Origin of the sequence: Streptomyces griseiscabiei (assembly GCF_020010925.1) — a bacterium.
GTDB lineage: Bacteria > Actinomycetota > Actinomycetes > Streptomycetales > Streptomycetaceae > Streptomyces > Streptomyces griseiscabiei.
Genome location: NZ_JAGJBZ010000004.1, coordinates 664,487 through 684,250, shown reverse-complemented (window position 1 = coordinate 684,250; position 19,764 = coordinate 664,487). Strand labels below are relative to the sequence as shown.

Below are 19,764 nucleotides of genomic sequence, written 5' to 3'. Positions count from 1 at the left end.
TCCCTTTTCCCTCCTACCCGTTGACGCCCGTGTACTTGCTGAGGCTCCAGTTCCACAGCAGCCGGGACAGCACAAAGGCGGTGAGGCCGATGAAGGGTGAGGCCATCGCGAGCGCCTCCGGTACGCCCATCGCGTCGCCGTGACCGGTCAGTACCCCGGCCGGGAAGTACGCGATGAAGGCCAGCGGGACGACGAAGGTGAACGCGGCGGACGCGACCTTCGGGAGGATGCTGAGCGGGTAGCTGCCGAAGGTGCCCATCAGCTCCTCCAGCCACTGGCTCCAGTACGAGGTGGCCGGGAAGTGGAACGCGGCGGCGGCCAGGGCCGTGAAGAGCGCGGCCTCGACCAGCATGCCGCCGAGGACGCCCGCCACCACGTACGCGATCCGGCCCGCCGTCCAGTCGAGCGAACTGCGCTGCAGGGCGGCGACGAAGAGACCCGCCGCGACGACCAGGTCCCCGAGGGCGTTGACCGGGAAGAACGCCAGCTGGACCTGCCGGTAGACGGGCATCGGGCGGATCAGACAGGGGTCGACGACTCCCTCCTGGACGAGGACGTTCATGTACTGGACCCGGCCGAGGAACAGCACGTACAGCCCGTGGGCGAGCATGCGCATGCTGGCGATGAGCAGTACGTCGGAGCTGGACCAGCCGCCGAGCCCGGGGAACCGGGTGAGCAGGACGGAGGCGAAGACGACGATCGAGACCTGCCAGATCGCTCCCACGGAGACGTTCATCAGGAACTCGCCGCGGTATTCGAGGCGGGCCTTGAAGTTGAGCTTGGTGATCCGCCAGACGACGCGCCAGGCGTGCGCCGGACCATGGGGGACGGTGTGGTGCGGACCATGGGGGACGGTGTGGTGCGGGGTCGTCATGGTCAGCCTCCCTGGGACACGACGCGACGGCCGGCGAGGTCCCAGAGCCGGCGGGTGAGCAGCGCGAGCAGCACGATCCAGACGGCCTGGATCACCATCTGCCCGAAGGCGTCGCCGAGTCCGATCCGGCCGACGTAGATGGAGAGCGGTACGCCGAGCGTCGCCTGGAACGGCAGGAACGAGCTGAGCGTGATGAACCAGTCCGGGAAGTACCAGAGCGGGGCGTACACACCGGAGAGCAGGTTCTGCGCGAAGACGAGGATCAGCAGGGCCGCCTCGTTGCGCAGGGTCCAGAAGCACATCAGGTCGACCAGCATCATCACGTAGTACAGGACGAGCTGGCCGAGCAGCATGCTGACGGCGAAGACCCCCGCCACCGAGAGGGAGGAGGGCAGGGGGACGACTCCGACGGCCAGGCACAGCAGGTATCCGGTGAACACCCAGCCGAAGCCGTACAGCTGGTCGCCGAGGGCGCGCAGCGCGTAGTAGCGCCGGGGTTTCATCGGCCGCAGGTACCAGTAGACGATCGTCCCGAAGCGCAGATGCTGGATCACCATGTCGCGGCCCGCGCTCCGGTCGAGGCCGCGGATGCGGTTCGCGAGCACGGCGAGTACGGCGTAGCCGACGGCCTGGGTCTCGTTGAGCCCGGCGCTGGACTCGGTGTTCGCGTACAGCCCGCGCCAGAGGTAGACCACCAGACAGACCTGGACGAAGAGCCGTACGGCGGTGGCGGTCATCCGGGGCGGGGCGAGCAGTTCGCCCCGCGGGGTGATCCAGGAGACGCGGCGGGCGCGGGAGAGGGCGGTGCCGGGGGTGGGGGCGGAGGCGGGCGTGGGGGCGGGGGAAAGGGGGGCCATGGGTGTCAGCCGCCCTGGGAGGGGGTCGCGGCGGCGGGAACGGCGTCCTCGTCGACGGGGTGCGGCTCCTGGGCGGGCACGTCACTGAGATAGGCCGCGCGCATGACGTCCTCCAGGTCGTTCTCCTCCAGCGCGAGGTCGGCGACCCGGAACCGTCCGATGATCACTTTGAGCGCCTCGTGGACGGTGGGCGCGTCGTCCCCGACCGGCCCGAAGACGACCCGGGGCCCGTCCTTCCGCAGCACCCCGATCCCGGCGAAGCCGGGCAGGGGAACACGGCCGCCGGCCCCCTCACCCTGCTCGACGGCCTCCACGTCGGCCGGGTCGGCGAGGGTGGCGCGGACCTGCCAGGTGCCGCCGAAGCGCCGCCGGATCTCCTGGAGCGAGCCGTCGAGGACGATCCGGCCGTGGTTGATGAGCACGACCCGTTCGGCGAGGCGTTCCACCTCGGTCATGTCGTGCGTGGTGAGCAGGACGGTACGGTCGCGCTCCTCGACCTGGTGCCGCAGGAACCGTCGTACCTGCTCCTTCACCACCACGTCCATGCCGATGGTGGGTTCGTCGAGGAAGACGACGGGCGGGTCGTGCAGCAGCGCGGCGGCGAGATCGCACCGCACCCGCTGCCCGAGCGACAGATGCCGGACCCTGGTGTCCCAGAACGCGGAGAGTTCGAGCAGCCCGTCGAACTCCTCGATCCGCTCCCGGAACTGCCCTTCGGGCACCCCATAGATGTCGCGCAGGATCTCGAACGACTCCCGCGCGGGCAGATCCCACCACAGCTGCGTCCGCTGCCCGAACACGGCCCCGATGTTGTGGGCGTTGCGCTCCCGGTCCTCCTGCGGGACGACCCCGGCGACGAGCGCCTCACCCGAGGTGGGCGTCAGAATCCCGGTGAGCATCTTGATGGTGGTGGACTTCCCGGCCCCGTTGGGACCGAGCAGGGCGAGCAACTCCCCCCTGCCCACACGGAAGTCGACGTCCTGCACCGCGACCTTGTCCACCCGCTGCGGGCTGACGAGCGATCTGAGCGCCCCCGCGAGGCCGGGCCGCCGCACGGTCGTCCGGAACACCTTGGAGAGCCCGCGCGCCTCGATCACCGCAGACAACGGCGCCACTTCCCTTCACACCGACTCACACCCACCGACACCGACTGGTTCAGCCCACCGGAGCGCACGCACGCTGGTTCGGCATACCGAACACCATCCGGCACAACGCCGGAATGCTAGGCCCGCCGGCCGAACCTGAGAAACGATTTGTTGCCCACCCCACCACCGCCCCGCGAACCCCCGCCCCGACCTACCCACCCCACCCACCTCGAACGCCTACCCCCCACCCACCCCCCGCCCACCCGCTACACTGACCGGGCACCTTGCCTTCGTAGCTCAGGGGATAGAGCACCGCTCTCCTAAAGCGGGTGTCGCAGGTTCGAATCCTGCCGGGGGCACAGCAAAAGGGCCAGCTCAGGAGGGTTTCCTCCCAGGCTGGCCCTTCGTTGTGTTCAAGGCCGTGCCACACGCGTGCCACTAGTGCCACGCGGATGCCACATCACTCCTGGCCGGTGGTGGCCTCTCCCCCGTTCTCGCGGATCATGGCCCCGAGCCGATCGGCGATGGCCCGGTCACGGTCGCTGGTCATGTGCTGATAGATCAGCGCGGCGCGCGAGCTGCTGTGCCCCATGCGGGTCATCAGCTCTCGGGTACTGGCACCGGCGGTCGAGGCCAGGGTGTTGCCGGTGTGCCGAAGATCGTGGAAGTGCAGTTCAGACGTGACGCCTGCCGCCTTCCGGGCCTTGACCCAGTCGTCACGGAAGTTGCTCCGCCGCAACTGCCCGCCCTGCGGCCCGACGAAGACGTGCCCATCACGGCCAGGAGCAGCGAACTGCTCCAGGTGACGCGTGACGCCGTCGAGCAGCTCGGCCGGGAAGGAGACGGTACGCACCCCAGCCGCAGACTTCGGGCCCTTGTCGAAGAGCCGACCGCTCTGCAACTCAGCCTGAGCCCGGCGAACAGTGACGGTCAGCGCCTCTTGGTCGATGTCCCGACGCCGAAGGGCCGCCAGCTCCCCGAACCGCAGCGTGGTGAAGGCGGCCAGGAGCACGAGCAGCCGGTAGCGCGGCGCGATGGAGTCGGCAACGGCGAAGACCTCGGGCACCGTGAGGACCGGCCGCTCGGGCACGTCGTAGCGGTCCGCCCCTTTGACCCGGCATGGGTTGCGCCGGATCAGCTCATCGTCCACGGCCGTGTTCATCAGGGCCCTCGGGAGTTGGTAAGCCTTGACCACGGTCGGCTCACCGATGCCGGCCGAGAGGAGCCTGCCGCGCCAGCTGCGAACCCGAGCCGTCGTCACGTCGGCCACCGATCCGGCCCCGAAGGTGGGCAGGATGTGCAGCCGCACCACCGACTCGTTCCGCTCTCGGGTGCAGTCGGCGAGCTTCCGGTCCCGTAGCCACGCGGTTGCGTACTCCTCGAAGCTCACCGCCGACGCGTCCGGGTCCGACCACTGCCCGCGCGTGATGTCGGACTCGATGTGCGTGAGAGCGGCTTGAGCATCAGTCTTGGTCGGGTACGTCTCCTCAGCCGGACGCAACTGGCCCGTCTCCGGGTCACGGTAGCGGACCTGCCAACGGCCAGACGGAAGCTGTCGGACCGATCCGAAGCTTCTACGCCGCCCTTTCTTGTTGGCCATCAGGCGACCCTCCGCAGAGAGCCGCGCCGGTAGCCGATCGGCTGCACCGTGTTGGCGTCGATGAAGGCATCCACCGCGCTCTCTGGGATGCGGACGTGTCGGCCGACCTTGACGAACGCGATGTGTCGCTCGGCGATCAGTCGGCGCGGGAAGCGTTCCGTGGTGCCGAGGAGTTCGGCCACCTGCGCCACGGTGAGGTAGCGGTAAGCCACGGGTGGGTTCCCCTTCCGTTCCGGGGGCCGGTGCGAGGGATTCGGCAAGCCAGGCTTCGGTGTCGGAGAGACCGGTTCCGGCGAAGACCCAGTGCGCGAGGACGTACGTCGTCTCGGGCCCGGTGTCGGGTGTGTTGGCTGCGGCTTGTGCTCGGCGCCATTCGGCGCGGGCGTCGCGGAGGGCGCCGAGGGTGGTGGAGTAGCGGCGGGATTTGGTGGAGAAGTGGCCGCGGAAGCCGAGCATGTGGGCCCAGGCGCGTAGGCGGAGGTGTTCGAGATCCTTGCGTGCGCCGAGGAACCAGGCGGTTCGGATGAGTCGGCGGGCGTGGTCGCTGATGTCGAGCTGGGCCAGCTCGGCGGCGAACTTCAGCGGCCGGTCGAGAGCTCCCGTAGCGGTCTCGGCGCCCTTGGTGGCGTACTTGGCGATGTACGCGGCGACGGCGCGTTCGGTGAGTTCCTGGCCGTCGTTGAAGTCGGCGGAGCGGATGGTGCGGACGTCGAGTTGTCGGCCGAAGGTGAAGGTGTGGGTGCGTCCGTCGACGGCCGGGCCCTCCACGCGGACCTTGGCTGCTGCCGTCTCGATGGCATCGGCGAGCAGTTCGGCCGTTGCCCAGGCTGGGGGTGGGGTGTCACCGCCGGTGGGGCCGTCGATGCGGATGACGGCGTGGAAGTGGACGGCGCCGCGCTTCTGGTACTCGGCGACCTTGGCGAAGGAGACGCGGGCGTGGTCGCGAAAGCAGCGTTGTGACAGGCCCGCGCGCTTGGCGACCTCGCGGCGCAGGTACGTGGAGAAGCGTCGCCAGAGCGGACCGGCGTGCGCGTTCCAGAGCACGGCCGCTTCGTAGTCGTACGTGTCCGGGTCGAGCGAGGTACCGAGTACGGCGTCGTCCTGGTCGTGGCGGGTGCCGCAGCGGCAGGGGCGCCCGCTGGAAGGGCGGTTGTGGACCGGGCCGAAGCTCGGTGCGGTGAAGGTGGCGAAGACGCGCGGGTGGGTGGCGACGTGTTCGGGGACGCCCTTGCCGCCGCTGACTTCAAGCCGCTCTACGGCGGCCACCAGCGGTGACGGTCTCCACTAGCGTGGCTCTATGACAGAGACGGGGAAGGCCACACGTGGGCCCAGACAGCTCAGCGAGTTGGCGGATGTGTATGACTTCCTGGACGAAGTCAGGCTTCGCCCGAGCATGTGGGTGCGAGGCAAGTCGCTCCTGCACTTGGAGTCCATGCTGATCGGTTACACAGCGGCCCTCGGCGTCCACGGCATCGACGAGGATTGCGACCTCCACCCTGGAAGTCTGGGGCCGTTCGCTCAGTGGCTTTCGCGCCGCCTGGGGATGACGTACCCCAGCTCACTGGGTTGGGCGGTCGAGATCGAGCGCAGGGCGGAGCAGACCGACGTGCCTGCCATCGAAATGTTCTTCGAGCTACTGGACGAGTTCCGCGCCGCAGGCCACGGTGCCCACTAGGTGAAGCTGGACAGCCCACCATCCACCGAGGCTGAACAGCCTCAGCCGTCCGACTAAGTTACAACTTTCTCTACTGGTTCAAGGCGGCTCGCTCCGCTCCCCGCGCGCAGGCCCGGCCCCCGGCCGGGCCTGCGCTCCTAATGGCGCGGTAAGACGCTGGGCGATCTCTCATCCGAGCGTCTTTGGGTGGGTCGGTATGTGGTGATCCGTAGCCGCTCCTGAGGCCTGACCTCTCAAGACAGAGCCGGCCCCACGTGCCTGCCCGCCCGGTGAAGGGGTACGCCGTGGCTGAGGCGGTCGGCTCCACGGCTTTAGCCACCTACCCGGTCAGGGTCCCGCGTCGAGCAAGACCAGGGGGCCACTCGTGCTAATTGCGGTCAGGCCCAAAGCCTGCCCGAGTTGCCAGCCAGCGTACGGCCCCCTGGTCATGCGACCCCAGACCGGGCAGGCCACCGGCCAAACCCGCTCCGCCGCCCGTGGTTGACGCTGTCTCAATCTCGCAACTCATGGAGGGACCAACTTCCGCTGGAGACCTCGTGGATGCAGCCATTGGCGTCGTAGGCTGCTCCCATGGGGGCTGATGAGACAACCGTAGACCCGCGATCCCTCTACCGACTCGACGGGAAGACTCTCGGGCCAGGCGGATACGCAGACGTGCGACGGGCGTGGCACAGAGGATCAAAAGAAGAGGTCGCTCTTAAACGACCACTCCCAGTCCCTCAAGCAAAAGAGAGGATTCGGCGGGAGATCGAAGCGCAGACCTCACTACACCACCCCAACATCATGCCCATTCGCGATCACGATCCCGGCTACGAGTGGTACACAATGCCAATCGCGGATGGCAGCCTCACAAAACTCAGAGGCGAGCTAGATGAAGAGAACCTGGTTTCAATACTACTGAATCTCGCCGAGGCTCTCGAAATAGCACACAAAAGGAAACTTGTCCATAGAGATATTGCGCCGGGCAACATCCTCGCACTTCCCGAATCAGGAACCGTAAAGAGGCGTTGGGTCGTCGCCGACTGGGGAATGGTTACGCGCCCTTACTCTCCCAATTCTTCTCCGCTGACCCGAACAAATCAAGAAATAGGAACAGACGGGTACGCAGCACCAGAACTCAGCGAAAATCCTCGTGAAGCAACCCCGGCAGCGGACGTCTACAGTCTGGGCCGTGTGGCTGCATGGTTTCTCACAGGTCAACGACCTAAGGCAGGACGACCACTGCTACCTGATGGAACCTACCTCCACTGGCGACCTTTCATTTGGGAATGCACTCAAGAGGAAATCGCTCGCAGGGTGAAAGACATGCCCGCCCTGCGTAAATTGCTTGCGAGAGTTCCCGAGTCTCGCGATGAACCAGTAGAGGCGAGAGCCGAGAAGATAACGGAGGATATCCTGCTCGGGAAAACCACGGAGATTGAAACCCTGGTGACACTGGCAATGGCTTACCCAAATAGTCACGCAATATTTTTCGATAACCTGGCACCACTCACCTCTTCCCTGGTGGCCGAGTGGACGAGAAAAAACCCAGACCGCGCCAGCGAATTGGCAATCACGATGGCGCGACACCTCAGTGAGAGCCCATGGGAAGATCGCGATAGGGACTACATGGGGACGCCTCTCTCTTTCATACACACGATCCTTCGAACTCTGATTAGTGCCAAACAAATCGGACTCGCCCAGGATGCCGCACCCTCATTCTTTGCCGCCGACGCACATTGCGGGTATTTGGAGCAAACCAGGCGGACGACCGAGTGGCTTGACGAGCTAGAGGGGCAGGCGGAACGGGCCATATCTCGGGCGCTGACCGGCTCGGGCTCGACAGTGCTGGCCTACTACGGGGCTCTCGGCTGGACGCCACGAAGCGCAATCCTGGCAACTTTGATTAATCCGTGACGTCCGTATCTCTCAGGAACTGTGTCAGTGGGCACGGCGCCGTGGTGCAATGGAAACGTGTTGACTAACGAGACTCAAGCTGGACAGCAGCTCCTTGCCGACCTCACTCTCGATGCCTCCTGGAAGCCTCAGTCTCTTCCGACCCCCTCATCAGGCCGCGGAAGAGCACACGGTACGAGCAGGAGCGAGCCATTCGATCGCTGGTTCCGGTACCCGGCTGGCTTCGCCTCTGACTACGTCGCCACTCTCCTCTCTCATCTTGAGCTTGATCCAGAGAGTTTGATACTCGATCCATTCGCCGGCTCAGCCGTAACAGGAACGGCAGCTCGCCAGGCGGGCCACTCATTCTTTGGCGTTGAAGCCCACCCACTAATCGCGGAACTGGGCCGGTTGAAACTGCAGGGTCGGCCGCGCGCCACAGATAGGACCCTCGGTGAAGTAGCCCGAACACTAGCTGTCGCAGCAGCCCAGCAGAGCTCTTCAGCGGAGCGCCGAGTCGACCAGGAACCAGACCTCGTAGCGCGCTGTTTCAGTAGCAGCGTCCTCGGGCAACTCGTAGCCCTTCGCGACCTGATTCGCGCCGGAGCAGGTGGGACGTGGAATCTCCACGTTAAATGGGCACTCTTGGGAACCCTCCGCGATGTTGCCTCAGCACGCGTCGGCTGGCCCTATCAAAGACCAGGAACAGAACGAAAGCCTATCCATCGCGATCCATTGGCGCGCTTCGTCCAACGCGCAGAATGGATGGAACAAGACATTCGTGAAACAGTCGATAGCCCCAACCATCTTTCCTACCAAGTTGTTCAGGGCGACTCGCGCGGAAAAATCGCATGGGAAAGTTTGGGGCCTGAGAGCGCTCACGGTTGCGTCTCATCTCCGCCGTATCTCAACAACTTCGACTACGCGGACGCAACCCGTCTCGAGCTCTATTTCTGGGGGGACATCTCTAGCTGGGCTGAAATGTGCACAGAGGTTCGCTCAGAAATGCTGACGGCAACAACACAGCAAAGCAGCGTATCTGCAGCACGCATCGCCGCTGAAAGGCTCGAAGAGTACGGAGAGATCGCTGAATCAGTCCTTGCTATAACCTCTAAACTTTTGGCCGAGCGCAATAAGCGTCCCAGAGGTAAAGAGTACGACCGAGTCCTCCCCGATTACTTCTTGGCCATTGCTCAAGTGCTCGAAAATATGGCCACCGCTTTGAAGCCTGGATCCCCTGTCGTATGGCTCGTCGGCGACAGTGCACCTTACGGAGTATACATCGACACTCCGCGTCTAATTGGCGACATCGCCCAAGGTCTCGGATTCTCATTCGAGAAGGACCTAACCCTCCGCAAGCGGGGCCAGCGATGGCAAAGCAACAATGTGCGGCATGACGTCGAGCTTTCGGAAAGGCTTATCCTCTTCCGTAAAAGCTAGACAATTTATTCACTTTCGCGTTCGTTGCGAGCCCGAGCTTCTGCGAACGCGGAAATGAATTGTGTCTTCAGTCGGCGAGTGTCTGCAGGGCGCTCAAAAATAAGAGACCCATGAGCAAGAGCGTCCCCGGTTTCGCGAAATCCTGCGATCAGTTCATCAAAGGCCTCTGTCAAAGCTTCTTCGGCCAACGAAGACCTTCGCGCCAGATCCGCCGCGAGGTAGAGAATGACCTCGCCTTTGTATTCCGCGGCTACATGGACGAACTCGCCGCTTGATCTCTTTTCAGTCACCAGGCGATGAGCCAGTCGACGTCTGGCTTCGCTGAGGCCATAGCCCCCTTTGAGGCTTCTCTCGCCAGCAGAGCGTGAGCTCTTATTAGGCATTACCACCTCAGCGAACCGCTCTGCCCCGCTGTAGATGGCTGAGTTGAGGCGGCGCCCTTCTGGCGAGTCCGTAGACAACTTTGGAATGGCTCGTTCTGGCGAGTCGGATCGATTAACCAGGAGCGCAATGACTAGACCTACCGAGATCGCCTGCATGACCTCAATGGCCTTGCCGGAACGCAGCGCAATGACCTGATTTAGTCGGGCTGTAGACCACTCGCGATACTTATCAAGTGCGCGTCTCTCCATAGCTGCAATCGACACCGGAGAAAGGACCAAATAGTCTTCTCCCGCGGCGTCTTGCAATAGGTCTAGAAATAGTCGCGCCTCGACTCCGACAATGCATGAGTCGGATCCCACGTCGATTACGAGTGGTTGCGCATATGAAGATCTCCTGATCTTCATAGGTGTTTTCTCAAGAGAGGCTAGCCGCTCACGGAGCGTGCCACCCCGCGCCAGCGGGTCAAAGAACTTCCGGCACAATTCAAGGTCCGACTCCACATCCTTAGGCGGGCTACTGTAGGTCAGCTTCCATAGTGTCGTGAGATCTTCCACGAGCACAGAAATCTCTGATCCAGTAAGAACCGCAGGAACGCCAAAAACTGTGCGATGCCCAGATTCATTCACGTGCGAAGCTCCTCCGCAAAGTAGCCACGCTGTTCCAGACTGCGGATCTGATCCTGGACCACACTGTCTTCGCCACCGCGCCGGCGGGGCGCGTTTTCTTCCAAAGGAAGAATCACGAGTACTTGATCCTTCGTCGTCCCGCGTTCGCGAGACTGTAGAAAGTCAACCAGGCTAGACATGCGATCCCAGTCCAAGAAGGATCCGAACTCATCGAGAGCGATCAGCCTGTTGGCTGCTGGGAGGCCCTCACGATCAAGCTTGGCAACCTGTGCCTGTGTATAGGCGAATACTTGTTGCCCGCTCGAGAAGGCCGAGAGCGGACGACGTTCCTCTTCACCGTCTTCATTAATCCAGCAAATCGTCATGTCGGTCGGGTCGAGGCGTATATCGCTGCCGCCGCCGAAAAGAGCCTTTCGGACGAGTTCATCATCGAACCACTTCCGGACATCCTCGCCCAGCCAAAGACGCACAGAGTGGTCGACTGGCTCGACTCCCGCCGGGAGTCCACCCCTGCTGTCCATGCTGTTATGAAGCTCGCCAAGTGCTCGTCCAGTACCTCTGACCAGCCCATCGATGCGGTGGAGTTTATTCCTTGCCTTCTCCACATTATTCAAAGCAGTCATCAGAGCGGCAGCTTGACTTTCCTCATCAGCGTCGGCGAGGTCAGCAAGGCGTGGCACGGCTTCAACAAGCCAACGATTCTTCGCATCCTGCGTAAGTTGAATGATTACGTTCTTCATAGCTGATGAACGTCTCTCAACTGCTACGCTTGCACGTTCGGCTTGCTGAGATGCCTGTGTATCGCTGCGAGCGATCTCCTCTAGCTTCGCCGCTTCTGTCATTAAGTGACCTTTAACGCGTGAGGCCTTAACATCCATGGTTTGACAGAGTTGCACGAGTTCCGCATTCAGAGACTGCTCATCGAGCCCTCCACCGAGCAACTCGCGCGCGTGGGAAAGCCTAGCGTGATTCGATTGAACCTGTGCCGAATCCTTATCTAGCTTATTTCTGTGCTCCATGAGTTCGTCTAGCGTCCGCGCCGTCTGCTCAGGAAGACTGTCGACCGCATCTTTCAGACGTTTCTTGGCCTTTACCAAACCGGCCTCAGCCAGCTCGAACGCGCCAAGGGCATCGGAAGTTTGCGTCAGATTATCGAGGAGATTACGCGTGTCCGAAATATCCTCATTGAGCTTAGCTGCGTCAGCAGACGGAGTGCGTTTCCGAAGCTTTTCACGATCTGCCGACAAAGAGCGATTCAAAGACGACACGGAGTAGATCTCCGTACCTTCTGAGTTCGTCAGCAGGGTGGCAGAGCCAAGTTCCTCATCCTCTGCTGCAGTCAGACGACGAATCAGGTCGTCGAGAACTTCAAGGATCAGTGGGGCCGAATGCACACTCGGTAGTTGGCTCGTCAACGCGCCGAGGCGTTCGCTGGCTTCGCGTTGTGCCCGCTCTATGACGTCACGCCGAGGCTCGATGCCTGCGCCCGCTGCAGCATTCTCCAGTGAGCGACGTGCCGCTCGCAAGGATCGATCATGTCGATCCAAGTAATTCTGAGCGTTTTTGAATTTTTTCTCGGCCTCTGCATCGCGATGCTTCCGAGCACTAGCATCCGCGATTTTCTGATCTAGCGATTCCTTTTGGCTATCGAGATCAGCAAGGCGCCCCGCAAGTTCGGCGAGTGTCGCGTCCATTTCCGGCCCACGCCCTCGAACCTGAATCAGCCGGTCTGCTACTTCAACCGCCCGCTTGAGAAGCTTCATGCGGCGGCTAGCTTCTGCTAGCTCGCCTGCAATCTTCTCCGCCCGTTGCCTGGAATCGCGCATGATCACAAGTTCTGCTGCGAAATTCTCCGGTCCAGCATCGACAATCAGCTCACGAACAGTGTCGATTGATTCGTCAAGGGCATTTAGGCGCGCCTGACGCTCCGTGGTCCATCCCAGAATTTCTTTTTGCGCTTCCAGGATTCGCGCAGACAGGACATTCTGCGGCGTGTCTGCAGCTAGAATGTGATATACGCGAAGAATCTGCCTTACATCGTTGTGGCTAGATTTCTTCCCATTGATCCAAACGGACCCGATCGCTTCATTGAGTGACTCTGCAGGGTCGAGCGGCCACTGCTCCGGGGTCAGATCCCATCTGATTTCTTCTCCGTTGCGGAGGCCTGAGATCTCTACGCTCCCACCCAAGAGCTGCTCTCTGAAAGACGGCCACGCCGCAGAATCACTGCGAAAGGGTGTTTCGCCAACGCACAATGCTAGCAGCTTGATTGCATTGGTCTTGCCAATACCGTTGTATCCCTGAATCTTGCAAAGCTCGATGTCAGGGATTTCCTCGATTATGCGAAGGCCTCTGCGGCGTTCGGTTTCAATCCTGATGTGCATCAGCCATCAACTCCTTGAGGGTAAGACTCAAGTCGAACGGCTCCGTTGCCAACAGTTTCAGGAGTGCCAATTCATCCGAAGTCAGCGCGTCAGCATCGGGGGCATGGGCCTCGGCCGCTGCCGATACCTCACTCATCACACCCAACATCCGTTGGCCAAGGTTTGACACTGCGCGCCCCCCACTGCCGCAACAATTCGTCAAGTTGGTCAGCCAGTCTACTGCTGCCGGTCGCATCATGGTCCACTACTCGACCCGAATCTGACACATCCTCACCATCCAGCAACTTAAAATAGGCAGAATCGAGAAGATGGCGAGTTTTGCAACTTAGGCATCTTTTGCCCCAAATGCGGCGTTTGGTTTATTTGCGACCTGGTTACTGAAGGGGCAGGGTGTGGAAGGCAGAGCATTCCCATCTGCGGCGTCAGTCACCGAGTCCCCCACGCTCGGATTCGCTCACGCGGGAGGGGCACATCGTGCCGTCGCCATCCTCCGCCTTACAGGGTGCACGCACCCTGCCCGCTCGGGCCGGCCTGCAAGGCACCGCGCCCTGACGCCGCCTGATCCAAACGACAGGCCCTCGCGCGGACATGAGCGGGACGCTGTGGACCATACGCGGACGAGTCACGGAAAGCTGACTCGTTGGACAGCCTTGACGTGCACTTATCTATCTCTGGTTGCGGCCTCCGAGCCGCGTGCCCGCAGGAACCTCCGTACTGCCCCCACAGACATGGCCCGAGCTCTAATCTGAACCGGTCGTTGAGGGGGGAACATGGCCGAGGTCAAGCACACATGCCCACACTGTGGTCACGGCGTCGGCCGCCTGATGCGCGTCAAAGGAGAAGGTGTTTCGAGCTGCGCGAGCTGTCACAAGAGTGACTGGTCCCGCCGGTTCCCCTTCCCCGAACCGGACGCTGTCCGAGCGCAACGGGAGGCGCGCGAAGCCCGCCGTGAACAATTTGAGGCGGTCCACTTCGATTCCTTGTCGAGTGACGAGGAATCCGCCAACGACGAGTTTGCCGACGACGACGGCTTCACCCTTGCGGAACGACGCCAACAGGAGCACGAAGACCTCATCCAGCGCGTCCGCGATGAGGAGTCCATGAGGTGGGCCAAGGGCGTCGTGATCGGGTTCCTCGCGCTGCTGGTTCTGATCGTGTGGTCGCGCGCCAGCGGCAACGAGCGGGGCCACCCCGACGACCCGACCTGTCAGTACGTCGGGAGATCAATGGAGTGCTGGTGAGCACGGTGGTCCCGCGCAGGGGGAGCAGTGAGTGTCTACTGACCTTGCTGGGGTGATGTCGCGGGGGCTGACAAGCGGTGGTTGTCGCGGTAGGCCGGTTGTATGAGGTATCCGCAAGGGGGCGGGCTGACCGCGGAGCGGCGGGTCTTTCGTGAGCGCATCCGGATGCGGGCGGCCGAGTTATTCGCTCTGGGACGCGACAATGCCGCGGTCGCCAAGGAGTTACGTGTCAGCGTGCGGTCGGTACAACGATGGCGCCAGGCATGGGAGCACGGCGGGACGTCAGCGCTGGAGTCGGCGGGGCCGGCGTCCAGGCCCAAGCTGAGCGAGGCGTTGTTTGAGGTGCTCGAGCAGGAGCTGGCCAAGGGGCCGGTCGCACACGGCTGGCCGGACCAGACCTGGACGCTCTCGCGGATCAAGACGCTGATCGGACGCCGGTTCCACAAGAGCATGACGCTGTCGGCCATCGCGCAGATGCTGCACCGGCACGGCTTCAGCCACCAGGTGCCGGCCCGCCGCGCGACCGAGCGTGACGAGGAAGCCGTCACCGGCTGGGTGAAGGAGACCTGGCCGCAGGTGGAAACGCTATGGCGGCGCTCGGGGCCTGGCTCTGCTTCGAAGACGAGGCCGGGTTCTCGATGACGCCGCCCACTGCCCGCACCTGGGCCAGGCGCGGACACACACCCGTCATCCGGGTGCGGGGACGCTCCCAGCGCCGCTTCTCCATCGCCGCTCTGACCTGCTACAAGGAGGGCGAGCGCTCACGGCTGATCTACCGGCCCAAGCGGCACGCCGACCACAAGCGGGGCGGCAGACGCAGCTTCACCTGGACCGACTACCGCGACCTGCTGACCGCCGCCCACCAACAGCTCGGCGCGCCGATCGTGCTCGTCTGGGACAACTTGAACGTGCACAAGGACCGCCGGCTGCGGGAGTTCATCGACACCCACGACTGGATCACCTGCTACTTCCTGCCCGCCTATGCACCGGACCTCAACCCCGTCGAGGGCATCTGGTCACTGCTGCGACGCAGCAGCCAGGCCAACACCGCCTTCACCGACCCCGACCATCTGATGCGCACCCTTCGCCAGGGCCTCCGCCAGATCCAGTACCGCAGCAACCTCGTCGACGGATGTCTCACTGAAACCGGCCTCACCTTGACGACATCACGCCAGCAAGGTCAGTAACTGCGTGACAACGCCAGCGGACAACGGCGAACAACCGCGAACGGCTGCGGACCATCCACGCAGGTGAAAGCCCCGCCATCTCAAGGCCGAGCCCCCGCCCAAGTTGCTTCGGGACGAAGAGGTCCTGGCACTCAGGTCAGCCGTAGGGTGAGCGCGTGCGAAACGATCGACACGACGAACCGCTCTCCGGCGAGGAACTCGAACTCTTCTTGCAGTACCTCCATCGGTTCGTCCAGCACGACGTCGATCAGTTCGCACTCATGGAGGTAGGCGACCCTGAGTACCCCTGCTCCGTAACTCTCTCCCGGGCCCCGCTACCCGGAACCGACCGCGCCGCCTACCGCCGTCCGTAGCCCAAGCAAGCGGCGCCGCCTGACATCCACAGCTGACATCAACGGCGCCGGACGATCACGTACGCCAGCGTCTCTGCCCGGCCGTCCCACCAGTCGCCGGCCGCAGCCGGAACGTGCCCGGATCGAACTCCTAAAGCGGGTGTCGCAGGTTCGAATCCTACCGGGGGCACCGCCTGCACCAGCAGGACAGAGGGTCAGCGGCCTCTCGTTCGCTTCGAACGGGAGGCCGCCTTTCATGATCGACTGCCATGTGGATGCCTCATCCACCCGCCAGGCGAGCTGATCGCGAAGGGGCTCGCGGACGTCGTCAGGGAGCGGCGGGCTGCCGCCCGGCGAGGGCGTCGCCATCGTCGGCAGCGCTCACCGTGCCTTCGCGCAGGTCACCGGCGACGGCCTCATCGAGGTCAGCCGGGACGCCGAGTCGTCGTCCGGCAGATCCCCCACCTTGAGGATGGCGTCAGAGGATGGCCTCATCGGATCCGGCGGTGTGTGGGGTGTCCACCATTGCCGTCGGGGCGCGGTCGCCCGGCGCAAAGTCCCCGCCTGCGGGCTCGGTGCCGGCAGGCGGGGGGCGGCTGTGGACCGCTCTCAGCGGTAGCCGCAGCGGTCAGTGGGCTCAGCGGGCGAACGGGCCGCCCAGGCGGGCGTAGGACAGCTTCAGGGTTGTCACGGAGTATGTCTTGGAGCCCTTCGTCGTGATGCCCGACGTGGAGCCCTTGAGGTGGTGGACGAGGCCCCAGCGGTCCTCGTACCCGAGCTGCTCGTTGGTGTCGATCATCAGGTCGGCGCGGCCGTCGCGGGTGTAGTCGGTGAGCTTGAGGTGGGCGCCGAACTGGTCCTCGGTCTCGGGGGTGCCCGTGACGCCGGAGGTGTCCTGGGTGTAGGACTTGGCGCCGGTGCCGGTCAGGCCGCCCGCGCGGCCGAGCAGGACGGTGACCGAGCCGGCGTTGTGCTTGGTGCCGAGGTCCTCGCCTCGGGCGCCGACGGCGAGGTCCGCGTAGCCGTCGCCGTTGACGTCGCCGGCGGCGATGGCGGAGCCGAAGTAGTCCTCGTTCTCCGAGGAACCGGGCACTCCGGTGGTGTTCTGGCTGAACTTCACCGGCTTGCGGGCCTTGTCGGGGCCGCCGGAGCCGCCGTACTGGACGGTGACATAGCCGCGCTCGCCGTCGCCCGGCTCGTAGCCTCGGCCGATGGCGAGGTCGCCGTAGCCGTCCTTGTCGAAGTCGCCGATGGCCAGGATGTCGCCGCCCTGGTGGCCGCCGTCGTCCGGCACCAGCACATCGCCCGCGCGCTGGGTGAAGGTGCTGCCGCCGCGGTGGAAGTAGGCCCGCAGGTTGGTGCCGTCGTCCGCCTGGAGATCCGAGCCGAGGATGTACAGGTCGGTCGCGGCGTCGGCGGTGACCCGGCCGGCGACGAGGTTGGGGGCGTGCAGATAGCCGTAGCCACCGCCCAGGGAGTCCGAGCCGCTCTTTCCGCCGGTGCGCGTGAAGGGGCCCTTCAGGAGGACAACGCCCACCCGGCTGCTGCTGGTCACGGCGAGGTCCGGGTCGCCGTCGCCGTCGAAGTCGCCCGAGACGACGTCCTCGCCGAAGTGGTCGCCCTGGTTCTCGTACTCCTGCGGGACCGGCGAGTTGAAGACCGTGCCCGAGCCGAGGCCGCCCGCGCCGCCCCAGACGACGGTCAGGCCGCCCCGGGACTGGATGGCGCCGACGTTCTCGCCGGGCGAGGAGACGACCAGGTCGGCGTAGCCGTCCCGGTCGAGGTCGGCGGTGGTGGCGGCGGTGCCCCACCCGTCGTCCTTCTCCACCGCGCCGGGGATGCCGGGCGAGTCCTGGTGGATGGTCTGGACGCGGGTCCCGGGGCCGGTCGACGTGCCGTAGACGACCGTGACCCGGCCGTCCTTGCCGTGCGAGCCGCCGAGCATGACGAAGTCGCGGTAGCCGTCGCCGTTGAAGTCGTCCGACAGCTTGGCGGGGGCCGCCGACACCGCGGGGGCCGTCAGGAGCGGTGTGCAGACCGCTGCCGCGAGGGTCGCGGCAGCGGCGAGGGCGGTACGTCTGGCGCGCATGGGTCTCCGTTGTCGAGCTCGTGCTGTGAGCGACCTGATGACCTGATGATCTGATCGACTGCGCTCTACGACGGATGCTGCGGCCGAATGGTTGTACGTACGCTCGGGGACGTCTCGGGGACGTCTCGGGGACGGGTCGGGGACGGGTCGGGGACGAGTCGGGGACGAGTCGGGGACGGGTCGGGGACAGGATTCGGGAAAGGGCTGCACAACGTGCGGTGCCTGCCCCATACGGTGATGGGCGCTGTGTGTGACCGTTACTGGCGCCCACGGTGGGCTGCTGCTCGGCCGCACCGCATGCGCACCAGAACGAGCGGGGAACAGCGGGGAACAGCGGGGAACAGCGGGGAACGCAGTCCCGCCCGAGGAGTGCGCCGCCTGGATGTTCGCCGAGGTCAGCACTCGAAGCACCGCACATGCTCGCGGCTTCCCAAGCTGAAGGTATCCGCCGTCTGCCCGGACTCCTCGAGGAGTCAGAGGAGGTCCCGCCAGAAGGGGACTGTCGCTCGTGGATTCCAGCTGTCGTCGACCTCGCCCCGCGCCTCGTCGAACTCCTGGTGCACGTAGTCGGCCAGGTCCAGGCCGTAATGGATGATGTCGGTCTGCCACATCGAGAGCACCGGATGCCCGGAGCTTCCTCGGCCGGCAGGCAGGTATCGGTGGGCATACACGGGCACCATCACCGGCGCCTCCGCCAGATGACGCCGTGCCGTATCCAGTGCCGCCGTTCCGTCGACCGGACGATCACCCCACCCCTCGTACCAGAACGCGTTGTGCTCAACATCGAGCAGAACGCCCTCGCCCGGCCAGTCGAGTTGTCGACGCAAGCTGTCCAAGTCGCCGCCGCGCCACTCCGGCCAGGGCCTGGACCAGGTCTGCCCGTCCTCGGGAGGAACGTTGATCGGTAGCCCGGCGGCAAGGAATGCTCGGTGATCGTCCGCGAACTCGAAGCCGTACTCGCGCTCGATGCGCGTGAACTCGCCCTCCGTCAGCCCTGCCTCGAACCCATAGAGACCCGTCCGTGCCAGGCGATGTGCGGCCTCCGCGCCCAGCCGTACTCCCTCCAGAGTCATGCGCGGGCTCCGTCTCTGCAACCCACGCGCGGGCCGCCCATGAACGCAGGTGAACGCCCCTGCACGCGCCCCGATACCCCACCACCACAGTTGGAATCCATACGAGTAAAAGAGCACAGCGTGATGAGCGGAACCGCTACTCCTGGACGGGAAGGTCCGGGTGGGTGGCTAGAAAGATCATGTAGGCGATCGCCGCCGCTCCTCCCAGGAGGGACAGCACACCACCCGCTACGGCTCGCGACCTGCTCGCTCGGCCATGCAGTGACGCCTGGTGCTCGACGTAGGCCCGCACAAGGCCGACCAGGGCCATGGGCAGAGCAAGGTAGCAAACGAGTGTCCAGAAGGGGCAACAGAACCAGCACGCCACGGACGTCCCGCCGAGCCAGACAGCGAGTTCCTTCACCTCTCGGTTCTCGTCCGATGCTCCAACGGAAGTCATGGGCCGATTCAAGCAGGCCCCCTACGGGAGCTCCGCAGCGGGAAGCCGCCGTCGGCGACAGAGATCGGCGTGCCAACGCCACCAGTGCCAATTCACGCTCCAGACGTATCCGTCGAGGTCGGCGCCCGGCCGATGGAAGCTCGAAGCTCTGCGAGGCCCGGTCAGTACGGTCGCTGGATCTCGTGCCGTTCCAACGCCGTGGCGTAGCGCGTCAGCAAGGTGTCGAGGCTCGCCAGCAGTAGAGCGGCCGAATCCCCGGCCTCGGTCAGGTCGCCGCGTTCGCAGGCCTCGACCACCTCGGCCATGTCGCTGCGGAGGATGTGCAGGGAGTCGCCCTGGATCAGCACTCCGGGGAACCTGCGACCGGGCAGGCGAACCACGGCGTCGTTCCCGCCGTCAGTGAACAGCTCTGCCTCGACGTGTTCCATTCGGGCCATCCTGGACCATCCCGTCTGACATCGCCAGCTGCTGTCAACGAGGGCGGACTCAGGCGGCCTTGGGTGGACGCGAACCGTGTGTCGTCCCGGAGGCGGGGCCCCGTGCAAGCCGCCCGATTGGGCTCCTGGAGCGGTGCTCACCAGCCCGGGAGCCCGCGCACGTGCC

Annotated in this window: 17 protein-coding genes, 1 tRNA gene and 1 pseudogene; 6 read left to right on the top strand and 13 right to left on the bottom strand. The window is 64.4% G+C overall.

Features of this window, described 5'->3' with window-relative positions; genetic code table 11:
- Positions 1-13 precede the first annotated feature (13 nt).
- The 3 genes from J8M51_RS42565 to J8M51_RS42555 are packed head-to-tail and all read right to left on the bottom strand — an operon-like array spanning position 14 to position 2,837.
- Entirely contained in the window at positions 14-874 is an 861-nt protein-coding gene (locus J8M51_RS42565) for an ABC transporter permease (protein ID WP_236068089.1), read from the bottom strand.
- 2 nt (positions 875-876) lie between these two features.
- A complete protein-coding gene (locus tag J8M51_RS42560) occupies positions 877-1,731 on the bottom strand; it encodes an ABC transporter permease (protein ID WP_267300028.1) in 855 nt (284 codons plus the stop codon).
- Between the two features lie 5 nt (positions 1,732-1,736).
- The gene (locus J8M51_RS42555) at positions 1,737-2,837 is read right to left on the bottom strand and encodes an ABC transporter ATP-binding protein (RefSeq protein ID WP_267300027.1); all 1,101 of its coding nucleotides are present in this window, start codon (positions 2,835-2,837) and stop codon (positions 1,737-1,739) included.
- Between the two features lie 265 nt (positions 2,838-3,102).
- On the opposite strand from J8M51_RS42555, the gene J8M51_RS42550 reads away from it, so the two are divergent.
- Positions 3,103-3,175 (top strand) — tRNA-Arg (locus J8M51_RS42550).
- 101 nt (positions 3,176-3,276) lie between these two features.
- Here the strand turns inward: J8M51_RS42550 and J8M51_RS46405 are convergent.
- The 3 genes and pseudogenes from J8M51_RS46405 to J8M51_RS42535 form a co-directional block, all read right to left on the bottom strand.
- Positions 3,277-4,416 (bottom strand): tyrosine-type recombinase/integrase, encoded by a 1,140-nt coding sequence (locus J8M51_RS46405; protein ID WP_086755929.1) that lies wholly within the window; start codon positions 4,414-4,416, stop codon positions 3,277-3,279.
- Complete coding sequence (locus J8M51_RS42540) at positions 4,416-4,628, bottom strand: helix-turn-helix domain-containing protein (protein ID WP_086755931.1); 213 nt, start codon at positions 4,626-4,628, stop codon at positions 4,416-4,418. The genes J8M51_RS46405 and J8M51_RS42540 overlap by 1 nt, the downstream gene beginning before the upstream one ends.
- Positions 4,624-5,652, bottom strand: a pseudogene (locus tag J8M51_RS42535) (replication initiator); the annotation flags it as partial. The gene J8M51_RS42540 and the pseudogene J8M51_RS42535, both read right to left, overlap by 5 nt.
- A 61-nt stretch (positions 5,653-5,713) precedes the next feature.
- On the opposite strand from J8M51_RS42535, the gene J8M51_RS42530 reads away from it, so the two are divergent.
- Positions 5,714-6,091 (top strand): hypothetical protein, encoded by a 378-nt coding sequence (locus J8M51_RS42530; protein ID WP_267300026.1) that lies wholly within the window; start codon positions 5,714-5,716, stop codon positions 6,089-6,091.
- A gap of 570 nt (positions 6,092-6,661) precedes the next feature.
- Positions 6,662-7,987, top strand: a complete 1,326-nt coding sequence (locus J8M51_RS42525) for a serine/threonine-protein kinase (RefSeq protein WP_086755921.1) — start codon at positions 6,662-6,664, stop codon at positions 7,985-7,987.
- Positions 7,988-8,467: 480 nt separating this feature from the next.
- On the opposite strand, the gene J8M51_RS42520 is transcribed toward J8M51_RS42525, so the two are convergent.
- Positions 8,468-8,596 (bottom strand): hypothetical protein, encoded by a 129-nt coding sequence (locus tag J8M51_RS42520; RefSeq protein WP_256964744.1) that lies wholly within the window; start codon positions 8,594-8,596, stop codon positions 8,468-8,470.
- A 105-nt stretch (positions 8,597-8,701) separates the two neighbouring features.
- Between J8M51_RS42520 and J8M51_RS42515 the strand changes: the two genes are divergently transcribed.
- Positions 8,702-9,406 carry a hypothetical protein gene (locus J8M51_RS42515; protein WP_179203107.1) on the top strand — a complete coding sequence of 235 codons (705 nt, stop codon included), beginning with the start codon at positions 8,702-8,704 and terminating at the stop codon, positions 9,404-9,406.
- A 5-nt stretch (positions 9,407-9,411) separates the two neighbouring features.
- Here J8M51_RS42515 and J8M51_RS42510 read toward each other — a convergent pair whose 3' ends face one another.
- The 3 genes from J8M51_RS42510 to J8M51_RS42500 are packed head-to-tail and all read right to left on the bottom strand — an operon-like array spanning position 9,412 to position 12,936.
- Positions 9,412-10,416, bottom strand: coding sequence for a hypothetical protein (locus tag J8M51_RS42510; RefSeq protein ID WP_143673188.1), 1,005 nt, complete (start codon positions 10,414-10,416; stop codon positions 9,412-9,414).
- Positions 10,413-12,800 carry a coiled-coil domain-containing protein gene (locus J8M51_RS42505; RefSeq protein WP_143673189.1) on the bottom strand — a complete coding sequence of 796 codons (2,388 nt, stop codon included), beginning with the start codon at positions 12,798-12,800 and terminating at the stop codon, positions 10,413-10,415. The genes J8M51_RS42510 and J8M51_RS42505 overlap by 4 nt, the downstream gene beginning before the upstream one ends.
- Positions 12,784-12,936, bottom strand: coding sequence for a hypothetical protein (locus J8M51_RS42500; protein WP_179203108.1), 153 nt, complete (start codon positions 12,934-12,936; stop codon positions 12,784-12,786). Before J8M51_RS42500 ends, J8M51_RS42505 begins: the two co-directional genes overlap by 17 nt.
- Before the next feature lie 634 nt (positions 12,937-13,570).
- Here J8M51_RS42500 and J8M51_RS42495 point away from each other — a divergent pair.
- Entirely contained in the window at positions 13,571-14,041 is a 471-nt protein-coding gene (locus J8M51_RS42495; protein WP_143673190.1) for a hypothetical protein, read from the top strand.
- Between the two features lie 102 nt (positions 14,042-14,143).
- Positions 14,144-15,228 (top strand): IS630 family transposase gene (locus tag J8M51_RS46495; RefSeq protein ID WP_434976782.1). Its coding sequence is split into 2 segments (ribosomal slippage): positions 14,144-14,669 and positions 14,669-15,228, totalling 1,086 coding nucleotides; the frame shifts between segments, so codons are not numbered across the junction.
- A gap of 969 nt (positions 15,229-16,197) precedes the next feature.
- Here J8M51_RS46495 and J8M51_RS42480 read toward each other — a convergent pair.
- The 3 genes from J8M51_RS42480 to J8M51_RS42470 all read right to left on the bottom strand — a co-directional run bounded on the left by J8M51_RS42480 (position 16,198) and on the right by J8M51_RS42470 (position 19,589).
- Positions 16,198-17,649, bottom strand: a complete 1,452-nt coding sequence (locus J8M51_RS42480; RefSeq protein WP_086764629.1) for an FG-GAP and VCBS repeat-containing protein — start codon at positions 17,647-17,649, stop codon at positions 16,198-16,200.
- Positions 17,650-18,122: 473 nt separating this feature from the next.
- The gene (locus J8M51_RS42475) at positions 18,123-18,722 is read right to left on the bottom strand and encodes a hypothetical protein (protein ID WP_086759568.1); all 600 of its coding nucleotides are present in this window, start codon (positions 18,720-18,722) and stop codon (positions 18,123-18,125) included.
- A gap of 600 nt (positions 18,723-19,322) precedes the next feature.
- Positions 19,323-19,589 (bottom strand): DUF6959 family protein, encoded by a 267-nt coding sequence (locus J8M51_RS42470; RefSeq protein WP_086759563.1) that lies wholly within the window; start codon positions 19,587-19,589, stop codon positions 19,323-19,325.
- Positions 19,590-19,764 lie beyond the last annotated feature (175 nt).